The organism is Streptomyces sp. DSM 116795, from assembly GCF_055792905.1.
In genome coordinates, this window is sequence record NZ_CM147707.1 from 1288861 (window position 1) to 1302671 (window position 13811).

The 13811-nt window shown below is 71.5% G+C and carries 10 protein-coding genes; 7 read left to right on the forward strand and 3 right to left on the reverse strand.

Translation table 11 applies throughout. From position 1 onward, the window contains the following. Positions 1–72 precede the first annotated feature (72 nt). Positions 73–1506, forward strand: coding sequence for an FAD-dependent oxidoreductase (locus ACSMXX_RS05540; RefSeq protein ID WP_473182922.1), 1434 nt, complete (start codon positions 73–75; stop codon positions 1504–1506). A 72-nt stretch (positions 1507–1578) separates the two neighbouring features. On the opposite strand, the gene hemE is transcribed toward ACSMXX_RS05540, so the two are convergent. Beyond that, positions 1579–2646: a uroporphyrinogen decarboxylase gene (gene hemE / locus ACSMXX_RS05545; protein WP_473182923.1), complete on the reverse strand. Its 1068-nt coding sequence runs from the start codon at positions 2644–2646 to the stop codon at positions 1579–1581. A 266-nt stretch (positions 2647–2912) separates the two neighbouring features. Between hemE and ACSMXX_RS05550 the strand changes: the two genes are divergently transcribed. From ACSMXX_RS05550 to ACSMXX_RS05575, 6 genes are all read left to right on the forward strand, one after another. Continuing rightward, a complete protein-coding gene (locus ACSMXX_RS05550; protein ID WP_473182924.1) occupies positions 2913–3581 on the forward strand; it encodes a DUF3000 domain-containing protein in 669 nt (222 codons plus the stop codon). A gap of 265 nt (positions 3582–3846) precedes the next feature. Next, positions 3847–4521: a response regulator transcription factor gene (locus tag ACSMXX_RS05555; protein WP_028433019.1), complete on the forward strand. Its 675-nt coding sequence runs from the start codon at positions 3847–3849 to the stop codon at positions 4519–4521. Positions 4522–4714: 193 nt separating this feature from the next. Further along, positions 4715–5992 (forward strand): HRDC domain-containing protein, encoded by a 1278-nt coding sequence (locus ACSMXX_RS05560; protein ID WP_473182925.1) that lies wholly within the window; start codon positions 4715–4717, stop codon positions 5990–5992. Between the two features lie 15 nt (positions 5993–6007). Further along, complete coding sequence (locus tag ACSMXX_RS05565) at positions 6008–6298, forward strand: hypothetical protein (protein WP_473182926.1); 291 nt, start codon at positions 6008–6010, stop codon at positions 6296–6298. 111 nt (positions 6299–6409) lie between these two features. Beyond that, a complete protein-coding gene (locus ACSMXX_RS05570; protein WP_473182927.1) occupies positions 6410–7630 on the forward strand; it encodes a thiolase family protein in 1221 nt (406 codons plus the stop codon). After that, positions 7627–9759, forward strand: coding sequence for a 3-hydroxyacyl-CoA dehydrogenase NAD-binding domain-containing protein (locus ACSMXX_RS05575; RefSeq protein WP_473182928.1), 2133 nt, complete (start codon positions 7627–7629; stop codon positions 9757–9759). Before ACSMXX_RS05570 ends, ACSMXX_RS05575 begins: the two co-directional genes overlap by 4 nt. A 164-nt stretch (positions 9760–9923) precedes the next feature. Here the strand turns inward: ACSMXX_RS05575 and ACSMXX_RS05580 are convergent, their stop codons facing one another. Both ACSMXX_RS05580 and dxs read right to left on the reverse strand, forming a co-directional pair. Then, the gene (locus ACSMXX_RS05580) at positions 9924–11435 is read right to left on the reverse strand and encodes an ArnT family glycosyltransferase (RefSeq protein ID WP_473182929.1); all 1512 of its coding nucleotides are present in this window, start codon (positions 11433–11435) and stop codon (positions 9924–9926) included. A gap of 184 nt (positions 11436–11619) precedes the next feature. Continuing rightward, positions 11620–13536 carry a 1-deoxy-D-xylulose-5-phosphate synthase gene (gene dxs / locus ACSMXX_RS05585; protein ID WP_473184645.1) on the reverse strand — a complete coding sequence of 639 codons (1917 nt, stop codon included), beginning with the start codon at positions 13534–13536 and terminating at the stop codon, positions 11620–11622. Between the last annotated feature and the right edge of the window lie 275 nt (positions 13537–13811).

A 13811-nucleotide genomic window follows, 5' to 3' on the forward strand; every position in this document is an offset into this window, starting at 1 on the left:
GCAAGGACGGCAGGCACGCGGGAATCCGGATCCGCAGGTCCGGCCCGGCCCACGAGGTGAGGAGTACGGATCATGGCTGCTGTTCGACGCATGGTCGTCGTCGGGGGTGACGCGGCGGGCATGACGGCCGCATCGCAGGCCCGCCGGCTCCGGGGACCGGACGAGCTGGAGATCGTCGCCTTCGAACGCGGCGACTTCTCCTCCTACTCCGCGTGCGGAATCCCGTACTGGCTCGGCGGCGACGTCCCTGAACGGGACGACCTGATCGCCCGCACTCCGAAGCAGCACCGTGAACGCGGCATCGACCTGCGGATGCGCACCGAGGTCACCGGACTCGACCTGGACCGGTCGCGAGTACGGGCCCGCGAACTCCCGCCGGGCGGAGCGCAGGGGCGCGAGTACTGGACGGACTTCGACGACCTCGTACTCGCGACCGGCGCACGCCCGCTGCGCCCGCCGCTGCCCGGCATCGACGCCGAAGGCGTGCACGGCGTGCAGTCCCTGGAGGACGGACAGGCGCTGCTGGAGACGCTGACGCAGCAGGGCACCGCGCCGGACGGCGGCGGACGGCGCCGCAAGGCCGTCGTCGTCGGCGCCGGCTACATCGGTGTGGAGATGGCGGAGGCCCTGGTACGGCGGGACTTCGAAGTGACCGTCCTCGACCAGGCCCCGCAGCCCATGACCACTCTCGACCCCGACATGGGCGCACTGGTGCGCGACGCGATGTGCGGCATGGGCATGGAGGTGGTGACGGGTGCGGCCGTCACCGCGATCGAAACCGACGAGCCGGCGTCGTCCCGGTCCGCAGGACGGGCCCGCGCCGTCGTCACGGAGGAGGCCTCCTATCCGGCCGACGTGGTCGTGCTCGGCCTGGGCGTCGTCCCCGAGACGTCGCTCGCCCGGGAGGCCGGACTCCCCCTCGGCGAATCCGGCGGCGTGCTGACGGATCTGGCAATGCGCGTACGCGGACGGGAGAACATCTGGTCCGGCGGCGACTGCGTCGAGGTCCTCGATCTGGTCTCGGGACGCACCCGGCACATCGCCCTCGGCACGCATGCCAACAAGCACGGGCAGGTCATCGGCGCCAACATCGGCGGCGGTTACGCCACCTTCGCCGGGGTCGTCGGCACCGCCGTCAGCAAGGTCTGCGACCTGGAGATCGCCCGTACGGGGCTGCTGGAGGCGCAGGCCCGCGAGGTGGGGCTGCAGTTCGTCACGGTGACGGCCGAAGCGACGAGCCGCGCGGGCTACTTCCCCGGCAGCCGGCCGATGCGGGTGAAGATGCTCGCGGAACGCGGCACGGGACGGCTGCTCGGCACCCAGATCGTGGGACGCGAGGGTGCGGGAAAGCGTGTGGACATCGCGGCGGTCGCACTGAGCGCCGGTATGACCGTCGAGCAGATCATGTATCTCGACCTGGGCTACGCCCCGCCGTTCTCCCCTGTGTGGGACCCGGTGCTGGTGGCGGCACGGAAGGCGACGGCCGCGGTGAAGGCTAACGGCTAACGGCTAACGGCTAACGGCTAACGGCTAAGAGATAACAGCTGACGACTGACAGCTGACAATCATCAACTTCTGTCAGCCGCCCACCGTCTGCTCATGCACATACCCCACCAGCCTGGTCAGCGCGTCCGGATCCGTCTCCGGCAGCACGCCGTGCCCCAGGTTGAAGATGTGGCCCTCCAGGCCGCGCGCATCGTCCAGCACCCGCCGTGCCTGCGCCTCGACGGCCTCCCGCGGTGCGAAGAGCACCGCCGGATCCAGGTTCCCCTGCACCGCCTTGCCCGGCCCCACGCGCCGGACGGCCTCGCCCAGCGGCACACGCCAGTCCGCCCCGACGACGTCCGCGCCCGCCTCGCCCATGGCACCGAGCAGTTCGCCGGTGCCGACGCCGAAGTGGATACGGGGCACGCCGTAGTGCGCCACGCTCCCGAACACCTTCGCCGAGGCGGGCATGACGGACAGCCGGTAGTCGGCCTCGGAGAGAGCGCCGGCCCAGGAGTCGAAGAGCTGCACGGCCGAGGCCCCGGCCTCGATCTGCACCTTCAGGAAGGTGGAGGTGATGACCGCCAGCCGGTCCAGAAGCGCGGCCCACAGCTCGGGATCGCCGTACATCAGCGCCTTGGTGCGCTCATGGTTGCGCGACGGCCCGCCCTCGACGAGGTAGCTGGCCAGCGTGAACGGGGCCCCCGCGAAGCCGATGAGCGGCGTGGCCCCGAGCTCGGCGGTGAGGAGCCGCACGGCCTCCGTCACGTACCCGACGTCGTCCGGTTCGAGGGGCCGCAGCCGGTCCAGGTCCGCACGCGTACGGACGGGCTCCTCCACGACGGGCCCGACTCCCGGCTTGATGTCGAGGTCGACCCCGATGGCCTTCAGCGGTACGACGATGTCGCTGAAGTAGATCGCGGCGTCGACACCGTGGCGGCGCACCGGCTGCAGCGTGATCTCCGTGACCAGGTCCGGACGCATGCAGGAGTCGAGCATCCCGATGCCCTCGCGCACCTTCCGGTACTCCGGCAGCGAGCGCCCCGCCTGCCGCATGAACCACACCGGGGTGTGCGGCACCGGCTCCCGGCGGCACGCCCTGAGAAATGCGGAGTCGTGCAGGTCGGTCGGCTTGCCCGGCTGGGGGTCGTTGGCACTCACGCACCGCAGTCTCCCACGCCCCGGGAGGGCACTTCACCGGCGAGGTGGCGCGGGGGCGTGCGGCCATCCTCCCGTTCCGCTCCGGCGGGCGGCGTACAACTTTCACGAGCCGTCAGTTGTCAGCCAATCTCGGCAGCCGCCCGGCCGTCGCCCTCTCTCCTGACTGCGCTGTGAGCGCCTCCGCTTCTTCAACACCCACCGTTCTTCGGCCACTTGCGAGTGTCCCTACAGGTCTGTGCCCCCGCCTCGCCCTACTCTTGCGCCCCATGGCAGCGGCGCGACCAAGGATGACGGAGGGCTCCGGCAGCCCGGGCGGCGGAGGCGAAGGAGCCCCGCTGCCCTTTCAGCGTGCGATGGCGGCCCTGGACGCCGCGCACACCAGGCCGGAGGTGCAGCTCTCCGCGCTGCCCGCGCCCAAACGCCTCGCCCCTTTCTCCTGTGCGCTGTCGGCAGCGGTAATGGACCCCGAGGACGACTCGGCGGAACTCGCGGACGGCCGCTTCGTGCTGCTCCACGACCCGTCCGGTCAGGAGTCCTGGCAGGGCACGTTCCGCGTCGTCACCCTCGCCCGCACGGAACTGGAACCGGAGATGGCCGGCGACCCGCTGCTGCCCGAGGTCACCTGGTCCTGGCTGACGGGTGCGCTCGAGGCGCAGTCCGCCGCGTACTCGGATTCCAGCGGTACGGTCACCCGGTCCGGTTCCTCCTACTTCGGCGGCCTCGACGAGCGCCCGCCGCAGACGGAACTGGAGATCCGGGCCAGCTGGACGCCGCGCCCCGAGGATCCCGCGGTGCCGGACGCCCTGCCCGACCTGGCCGTCCATCTCACCGCCTGGTCCGAGCTGCTGTGCCAGTGCGCGGGACTGCCGCCGGAGTCCGGTGACGGAAGCTCCGTCGTCTCGCTCCCCAAGCGGCGCGGTCCGCAGCCTCTCTGACGCGCTCCTCGGGCCTCGACACCCCGTGACCGGCCCCCATTGACCACCCCAGGACACCGCTCCGCCGCGCCCCGGGCGGGCACGCGACAGGCCAGGTCGAGCGGCTGTCCGATTCGGGAAATATCGGTCATCAATTGGTGATCATTCCCTAAAGCAGGGCCCCCGACCTGCCGAAGGAGTCTATGACCCTTCCACACGGAACTCCCCGGCTCAGCCCGCATGGTCACCGGAATCGTTCCGTCCGCAGCCAGCCCTCGGAGGCCCGGTGTCTGTTCTTCTTGAGCACCCCACAAGCCTGGTCGCCTACCGCCCGAACAAGCCGACGGCCATGGTCGTCGTGGCCGACCCCCGTGTCCGTTCCACCGTGACCCGACATCTCTGGGCTCTCGGCGTACGGGATGTGATCGAGGCGTCGTCGATCGCGGAGGCACGTCCCCGAGTCGGCAATCCACGCGACATCTGCGTGGCCGACGTCCACCTCCCGGACGGCTCGGGCCTCAGCCTGCTGTCCGAGACCCGCGCCGCGGGCTGGCCGAACGGCCTGGCCCTCTCCGCAGCCGATGACATCGGCGCCGTACGCAACGCCCTCGCGGGCGGCGTCAAGGGCTACGTCGTCACCGGCACCCGCAACAACCTCGGCGCCATGCCCACCCGCCACGGCGCGGCCCCCATCGGTGCCGCGGCGGCGCGTATGCACCGCCGCCCCGGCGGCGGCCCGGGCGGACCGGGGCACCCCGGCGGCCAGCGTGAGCTGTCGGGCCGCGAGGTCGAGGTGCTGCGGCTGGTTGCGGAGGGCCAGTCCAACAAGGCGATCGGCGTGTCCATGGGCCTCTCGGCCCTCACGGTGAAGTCTCACCTGGCCCGTATCGCCCGCAAGTTGGGCACCGGAGACCGTGCTGGAATGGTCGCCGTCGCGCTCCGCACGGGCATCATCCACTGATCTCGGGGCTTCCCCTCCCCCACCCTTCGAGGCGCCCGCTGGCAGCACATCGCCGGCGGGCGCCTCGTGTGTGCCGCGGCCGTGACCACCGCGTGGTGCCCGCCGGAAGCACCGGCGGAGATTCCGGTGCCACGGGCAACGGTCTGCCCGGACATTCGGACAACCACCCGCTTCCCGCAGCTACCCTTGACCGGTGACCGACGCCCGAGAAACCGCATCAGCAAAGCCAGCTAAGGCCCCGGCCGAGGGCCAGGACTCTGGTCAGGCGCCGGTCCCCCTGCTGGAGCCCCGCGAGGGCGTTCCACCTGTGACGGGGGACGAGACGGGCCTGGCAGAGATCATCGCCGCCTTCGCATCCGGTACGGGCCCGGTCGCCGTGGACGCGGAACGGGCTTCCGGTTACCGCTACGGACAGCGGGCGTATCTCGTACAGCTGCGGCGTGAGGGCGCGGGCAGCGCGCTGGTGGACCCCGTGGGCTGCCCGGACCTGTCAGGGCTGGGCTCCGTGCTCGCCGACTCCGAGTGGGTCCTGCACGCCGCCACCCAGGACCTGCCGTGTCTTCGCGAGATAGGCATGGTGCCCCGGCGGCTTTTCGACACCGAGCTCGCGGGACGGCTCGCCGGGTACGCGCGGGTCGGGCTGGGCGCGATGGTGGAGAACCTGCTCGGTTACGCGCTGGAGAAGGGCCACTCCGCCGTCGACTGGTCCACGCGTCCGCTCCCGGAGCCCTGGCTGCACTACGCGGCGCTGGACGTCGAGCTGCTGATCGATCTCCGGGACGCACTGGAAGAGGAGCTGAAGCAGCAGGGCAAGCTGGCCTGGGCACGGCAGGAGTTCGAGGCCATCGCGTCCGCGCCCCCCGCGCCGCCCCGCAAGGATCCCTGGCGGCGCACCTCCGGCATGCACAAGGTGCGGCGGCGCCGTCAGATGGCCGTCGTACGGGAGCTGTGGGCCGCCAGGGACAAGATCGCGCAGAAGCGGGACGTCTCGCCCGGCAAGGTGCTCTCGGACTCGGCCGTGGTCGAGGCGGCCCTGGCGCTGCCGTCGGACGCGCGTGCCCTCTCTGCCCTGCCGGGGTTCGGGCACCGGATGGGGCGCAAGCAGCTCGACCACTGGCAGGCGGCCGTGGACAAGGCGAAGGCACTGCCGGAGTCCGCCCTTCCGCAGCAGAGCCAGGTGACGAACGGCCCGCCCCCGCCGCGTTCCTGGGCCGACAAGGACCCGGCGGCCGCCGCCCGGCTCGCGGCGGCGCGTGCGGCGGTCACAGCACGCGCGGAGGAACTGTCCATGCCGCAGGAGAACCTGCTGACGCCGGACACGGTCAGGCGGCTGTGCTGGCAGCCGCCGCGTGCGCGTACGGAGCCGGAGGTCGTCTCCGCGCTGCGTGCGCTCGGCGCCCGCGAGTGGCAGATCGAGCAGACGGCGACGCTGCTGACCGAAGCTCTGGCGACGCCCGCACCGTCCGAGTAGGACGGGGGGCGTCGCATGAGTGAGCTCCTGCCGTACCTGGTGGTGGCAGTGGCGCTGGCTGCGGCCATGGGCTTCTTCGCATGGCTGGCGGCGGTCGTCCGCCGTCGTGGACTCGCCGGCGGAGCCCTCCGTGCCGCTCTGGCCGCTCATGACGAAGCCTTCCGGGTTACCGCTCACGACTCCGCGGTCGAGATCGTGGCGCAGGCGGAGCGCAAGGTGCCGGCGCCCTCGCCCGGCGGGCGGCCGGGCGGGGCGGACCGGCGGCGTCCCCGTCCGCGGGTGCGGCGGAGGGGCTCCCGGATGTGACGTGTGCCCCTCCCCCGTGACCGGCCTTGCTCCTCAGTTACCCACGGGTAGCATGGCTTGTGGGAAGCGCGCCGTACGGCGTATCTGCACCGCACCTGGAGGAGAGCCAAAGTGCCTCGTACCGCTAGGGACGTCGTCTTCGTCGACGGCGTCCGCACACCGTTCGGCAAGGCGGGCCCCAAGGGCATCTATCACGAGACCAGGGCAGACGACCTGGTCGTGAAGTGCATCCGCGAACTGCTGCGCCGTAACCCGGACCTGCCCCCGGAGCGCATCGACGAGGTGGCCGTCGCCGCCACCACCCAGATCGGCGACCAGGGCCTGACCCTGGGACGCACCGCCGGCATCCTCGCCGGGCTGCCGAACACCGTCCCCGGCTACTCGATCGACCGCATGTGCGCCGGCGCGATGACGGCCGTGACCAGCACTGCCGGTTCCGTGTCCTTCGGCGCGTACGACGTCGTAGTCGCGGGCGGCGTCGAGCACATGGGCCGGCACCCGATGGGTGAGGCCGTCGACCCGAACCCGCGCTTCGTCTCGGAGAAGCTGGTCGACCAGTCCGCGCTGTTCATGGGCATGACGGCGGAGAACCTCCACGACCGCTTCCCCCACCTGACCAAGCAGCGCGCCGACGAGTACGCGGTGAACAGCCAGGAGAAGGCCGCGAAGGCGTACGCCAACGGCAAGATCCAGCAGGACCTGGTGCCGGTCTCGGTCCGCCGCACGAACGATGAGGCCGGGGAGACCGGTTGGGGACTTGCGACGCAGGATGAGCCGATGCGTCCGGGCACCACGCTGGAGTCTCTCGCCGGGCTCAAGACGCCCTTCCGCGCGCACGGCCGTGTCACGCCGGGCAACGCCGCCGGTCTCAACGACGGTGCCACCGCCTCGCTCATCGCCGCCGAGGACTTCGCGCAGGAGATGGGCCTGCCGGTGAAGATGCGGCTGGTCAGCTACGCCTTCGCCGGTGTCGAGCCGGAGGTCATGGGCGTGGGGCCCGTACCGTCCACGCAGAAGGCGCTGGCCAAGGCCGGGCTGTCGATCGACGACATCGGTCTCTTCGAGGTCAACGAGGCCTTCGCCGTGCAGGTGCTGGCGCTGCTGGACCACTACGGCATCGCCGACGACGACCCGCGCGTCAACCAGTACGGCGGCGCCATCGCCTACGGGCACCCGCTGGCCTCCTCCGGCGTCCGGCTGATGACGCAGCTGGCCCGGCAGTTCGAGGAGCAGCCGCACGTGCGGTACGGGCTGACGACGATGTGCGTCGGCTTCGGCATGGGCGGAACGGTCATCTGGGAGAACCCGAACTTCGAGGGAGCAGGCAAGTGAGCACCGACACCGCCGAGTTGCTGAAGGGCGCGGCCGAGCTGTTCCCCGACGAGGTCGTCACGCAGGCGCACGTACGCCATCTCGAACTGCCGGGTGCAGCGGGCCGGTTCGCGCTGATCACCCTGGACAACGGATTCGACCACACCAAGCCCACGACGTTCGGGCCGGCTTCGCTCGCCAATCTGGGCGCGGCGATCGACCAGGTCGAGAAGGAGGCGAAGGAAGGCGAGATCGTCGGCGTCGGGCTGACCGGCAAGCCGTTCATCTTCGCCGTCGGCGCCGACCTCAAGGGCGTCGAACTGCTGAAGAAGCACGAGGACGCGCTCGCGATCGGGCAGGGCGGTCACGCGGTCTTCCGGCGGCTGGCCGACCTGGGGGTGCCGACCTTCGCGTACTACAACGGTGCCGCGATGGGCGGCGGCGTCGAGGTCGGGCTGCACTGCAACTACCGCACCGTCTCGCAGGCCGTGCCGGCCTTCGGGCTGCCGGAGGTCTTCCTCGGGCTGGTGCCCGGCTGGGGCGGCTGCGCGCTGCTGCCGAACCTCATCGGCGCCGACCGGGCCGTCTCGGTGATCATCGAGAACTCCCTCAACCAGAACAAGCTGCTCAAGGGCCCGCAGGTCTACGAACTGGGCATCGCCGACGCCCTGTTCGAGGGCGCCGACTTCCTGGAGCAGTCGCTGCGCTGGACGGCGGCCGTGCTCAAGGGCGAGATCGAGGTCGTACGCGCCGAGGTCGACCGTGACGAGGCATGGGACCAGGCCGTGGCCCGCGGCAAGCAGATCGCGGACGACAAGGTGCACGGTGCGGCCCCCGCCGCCTACCGCGCGCTCGACATCGTCGCCGCTGCCAAGAGCGGCGATCTGCGTGCGGGCTTCGACGCGGAGGACAGGGCGCTGGCCGACCTGATCATGGGCGGTGAACTGCGCAGCGGCATCTACGCGTTCAACCTGGTGCAGAAGCGCGCCAAGCGTCCGGCGGGCGCTCCGGACAAGTCCCTCGCGCGTCCCGTCACGAAGGTCGGCGTCGTGGGTGCCGGGCTGATGGCCTCGCAGCTGGCGATGCTCTTCGCGCGGCGTCTGGAGGTGCCGGTCGTGCTGACCGACATCGACCAGGAGCGCGTGGACAAGGGGGTCGGCTACGTCCACGAGGAGATCGACAAGCTGCTGCTGAAGGGCCGCGTCAACCAGGACAAGGCGAACCGGCTGAAGGCCCTGGTGACCGGGTCGCTGGACAAGGCCACCGCCTTCGCGGACGCCGACTTCGTCATCGAGGCCGTCTTCGAGGAGATGTCCCTCAAGCAGAAGATCTTCGCCGAGGTCGAGGCGGTCGTGCCGGAGCACGCCATCCTCGCCACCAACACCTCCTCGCTGTCGATCACGGAGATGTCCTCGCAGCTCAAGCACCCCGAGCGGGTCGTGGGCTTCCACTTCTTCAACCCCGTCGCGATCCTGCCGCTGCTGGAGATCGTACGGGCGGAGCGCACGGACGACGCCTCGCTGGCGACCGCCTTCTCCGTGGCCAAGTCCCTGAAGAAGACGGCCGTTCTAGTCAAGGACGCACCGGCGTTCGTCGTCAACCGGGTGCTGACCCGCTTCCTCGGCGAGGTGCTGCGCTCCATCGACGAGGGCACCCCCGTCGACGTCGCCGACCGCGCGCTGGCGCCGCTGGGCCTGCCCATGTCGCCGATCGTGCTGCTGGAACTGGTCGGCCCCGCCGTCGCGCACCACGTCTCGGGCACGCTGCACTCCGCCTTCCCCGACCGCTTCGGCGTCTCGGAGAACCTCGGCCGCGTCGTCGAGGCGGGCAAGCGCAACCTCTACGTCCCGGGCTCCGCGAAGCCGGAGCTGGACCCGGAGGTCGAGGCCCTCTTCCAGACGGGCGATGTGGAGCTCACCGAGGAGCAGGTCCGCGAACGGGCGCTGGACGCCATCGCGCAGGAGGTCCGCCTCATGCTCGACGAGGGCGTCGTCGCCGAGGCGCAGGACATCGACCTGTGCCTGATCACCGGTGCGGGCTGGCCCTTCCACCTGGGCGGCATCACGCCGTACCTGGACCGTGAGGGTGTCAGCGAGCGGGCCACCGGGCGCCGCTTCCTGGAGCCGGGCGTCGCCAGCGTCCCGGCGTAGGCCGGCACCGCCTTCCACGTGCGTGCGCACGACTGCCGGGTTGCGCACGCACGGCTGACGGCGCCCGTCCGCACAGCAACAGGCTTGCGGGCGGGCGCCGTTGCGTCTGCACCGGTTCCGTCGGAGGCCGGTGCGTCTGCTGCCGGCGTGTGGCCCGGCGCGCGTCAGGGTGCGGAGCGGCGCAGGGGCGCGTACAGGACCGCTCCCCCGACCGTGTCCACGCGCTCGTAGTGGCGTTCGAGGTACGAGCGCAGCGTGGGGGTGCGGGAAACGCCGTAGGGCTTGCCGCGGGAGTCGTCGACGATCAACGCGGGCGGACGCAGCCGCAGTTCGCGGCGGAAGTACGGCCAGGCGCCGTCCATGGCGTACTCCTCGCCGACGCGCGAACCGCCCCGTCCGCCGCTGAAGTTGGTGAGGAAACCCGCGGTGAGATAGCGGGAGGCAGGGGCCCGGCCGGCCAGCCAGTAGCCCTCGGGGTGCATGCCCCACAGCAGCACACGGTCGGTGGGTGCCGTGCGGGCGCGGACCTCGGCGGCGAGCCGCTGCTGGTGGGCGGGTTCGGCGCGCGGGAAGAGCAGCAGCGCCCAGGTGAGGAAGCCGGCCGCGATCAGGGAGTTGACGGCGATCACCGCGACCGCGCCCCGCGGGGTGAGGTGCCGCAGGGCGGCCGCGGCCAGCAGGGCGACGGCGGGGGTGAGTTGCAGGAAGTAGTGGCCGAAGAACTGGAAGCCCACGGTGACGGCCGCGCCCGAGGCCGCCAGCCACACCCACACGTCGGCGGCCGGTGTCAGCGGGCGGCGGGCACGTGCGACGTACAGCAGCGCCAGCAGCATGGGGAGGCAACCCGCGGCGAACAGGCCGCAGTTGGCGAGGGCACGCAGGAGTGCGTGGCCCACCGCGCCGTCCGCCGACACATAGCTGCCCGAGCCGGTGGCCATCCAGAAGACGAAGCGGGCGGGCCCGTGGAGGAGCGCGGCCGCGAGCAGGGGCAGCGCCGTGGCGGCCGACAGCCGTGCCAGCGGCCACCACACGGGCCGTGACGTCCACAGCAGCCACAACACCGGCACGAGTACGGCGCCGCCCGTCTGCTTGGTCAGGACCGCTCCGGCAACCGCCAGGCCCGCGCACGCCCAACGGCCGCGGTCCGCACACCACATGGCGAGCACCGTCCACGGCAGCATGAAGACCTCGAATGTCGCCGCCTGTGTGTCCTCGGGCACCAGGGCGACGGACGCGAGGACGTAGCAGACACCCGCGAACCGCCCCGCACGGTCACCCCAGCGGCGGCGCGCGAGCGACGCGAGCAGCAGCGCACCGGCCAGCACGGCCAGCACGGCGGCCGCCTTCAGCGGCCACAGGGACCACGGCGGACGGTCGCCGAAGAGCTCGAACGCGCCCCGGTAGAGCCAGGGCAGCAGTGGCGGCTTGCGGTCCACGACCGTCTCGTAGAGCGTGCCCCCCGCCGCCAACTGCCTTGCCTGCGTGGCGAGATAGCCCTCGTCCGGGTTCCACAGGGGACGCGCGAAGGACGGCAGCCTGGTCACCGCGGCAAGCAGAGCCAGTACGGGCAGCAGCCGCAGCCAGTAGCGACGACGGCCCTCGCCGGCGTCCACGGCGGCGGACGCGAGGTCACCGCCGCCGCGGGCGGGGACCGTGGTCGTACGGGAGGGCGGCATGGCGACAAAGCTAGCGGCACGCGCCCGCCTGCACGCGGCTGGGCCGGGCCCGCACCCCGCGGGGGTCCGGACCCGGCCCTGTCTGCTTCGCGGTCCGCAGCGCGGCACCCCGGCGGGGGCGCTCAGGCCGCGGGCACCCCGGCCGGGGACGCTCAGGCCGGGGACGCGCCGGGTGCCGTGCGCGTCAGTCGCGTGCCGCTTCGGCCTCGGCGGCCTCGGACCCGTACCGTCCGTCCAGTTTCGCGACGAGCCCCGTCACCTGGCGGGCGATGTCCGGCGCGGTGAGCCCGATCTCGGCCATCACATCGGCGCGGGAGCCGTGGTCGAGGAAGCGCTCGGGGATGCCGAAGTCACGCAGCGGCACGTCGACGTTCGCGTCCCGCAACGACTGCGCGACCGCCGAACCCACGCCGCCGCTGCGGCCGTTGTCCTCGACGGTGACGACGACGCGGTGCTGCTCGGCGAGCGGTGCCAGCTCCTCGTCGACGGGCTTGACCCAGCGCGGGTCGACCACGGTCGTGGAGATGCCCTGCTTGTCGAGGAGCCCGGCGATCTCCAGGCACATCGGCGCGAGCGCGCCCACGGAAACCAGCAGCACATCGGGCCGCCGGACGTCGGCCGGCTTGTGCAGCACATCCATCCTGCCGACCCGGCCGACCGCCGGAACGGCCGGTCCGACCTTGCCCTTGGAGTAGCGCACCACGGTCGGGGCGTCGTCCACCTCCACGGCTTCGCGGAGCTGCTTGCGCACCTGATCGGCGTCGCGCGGCGCGGCCAGCCGGAGCCCGGGCACGCACTGCAGGACGGACATGTCCCACATGCCGTTGTGAGAGGCGCCGTCGGAGCCGGTGACCCCGGCACGGTCCAGTACGAAGGTCACGCCGCACTTGTGCAGCGCCACGTCCATCAGGAGCTGGTCGAAGGCCCGGTTGAGGAAGGTGGCGTAGACGGCGAAGACGGGGTGCAGGCCGCCGGTGGCCAGGCCCGCGGCGGAGACTGCGGCGTGCTGCTCGGCGATCCCGACGTCGTAGACGCGGTCGGGGAACTCTTCGGCGAAGCGCTGCAGTCCGACCGGGCGCATCATCGCGGCGGTGATGGCGACGATGTCCTCCCGCTCACGGCCGAGCTTGACCATCTCCTCGCCGAAGACCGAAGTCCAGTCGGCGCCTGAGGACTTCACCGGCAGACCCGTGTCGGGGTGGATGATGCCGACCTGGTGGAACTGGTCCGCCTCGTCCTCCAGGGCGGGCTGGTAGCCGCGGCCCTTCTCCGTCAGGCAGTGGACCAGCACGGGGCCGCCGAAACGCTTGGCGCGCTGCAGTGCGGACTCGACGGCGGCGAGGTCGTGGCCGTCGATGGGCCCGACGTACTTCAGGCCGAGGTCCTCGAACATGCCCTGCGGGGCGATGAAGTCCTTCAGGCCCTTCTTGGCGCCGTGCAGGGTCTCGTACAGGGGTTTGCCCACGACGGGTGTGCGGTTGAGGACCTCCTTGCCGCGGGCCAGGAAACGCTCGTATCCGTCGGTCGTGCGCAGCGTGGCGAGGTGGTTGGCGAGGCCGCCGATGGTCGGCGCGTAGCTGCGCTCGTTGTCGTTGACGACGATGACGAGCGGACGGTCCTTGGCCGCGGCGATGTTGTTCAGCGCCTCCCAGGCCATGCCGCCGGTCAGGGCGCCGTCGCCGATGACGGCCACCACGTGGTCGTCCTTGCGGCGCAGCTCGTTGGCCTTCGCCAGGCCGTCGGCCCAGCCGAGGACGGTGGAGGCGTGGCTGTTCTCGATGACGTCGTGCTCGGACTCGGCACGCGCGGGGTAGCCCGACAGGCCGCCCTTGCTCTTGAGCCTGGTGAAGTCCTGACGTCCGGTCAGCAGCTTGTGGACGTAGGACTGGTGTCCGGTGTCGAAGAGGATCTTGTCCTTCGGGGAGTCGAACACCCGGTGCAGGGCGATGGTCAGCTCGACCACGCCCAGGTTGGGGCCGAGATGTCCGCCCGTCTTCGACACTGAGTCGACGAGGAACGACCGCACCTCTCCGGCCAGCTGCTCCAACTGCTCCGGTGAAAGCTGGTCGAGGTCGCGCGGTTCCTCGATACGGGTCAGCAGTTGCCACCTTCCCCGGCGCTGCGCCTTGGGGAACTCCACCGCCCCCGACCCGGGATGACGCGCTGAGCGCGGCCCCTTATCCACGGTGCCTCCTTGCTTTCGAGCGTGATCGAACCGTGTCGATCCGTCGAGTCTAATGTTCCTACCGCAGCGGGGGACTCCTGGCTGTGCGAGATCGATCACCCGTCTGGCGGTGGCGTACGGGGCGGCCAGGCTCACTTGCGGGGCGGAAGGCAAGTCCGGCACACCGCGCGGGACGCCACCGTTCCGGGGAA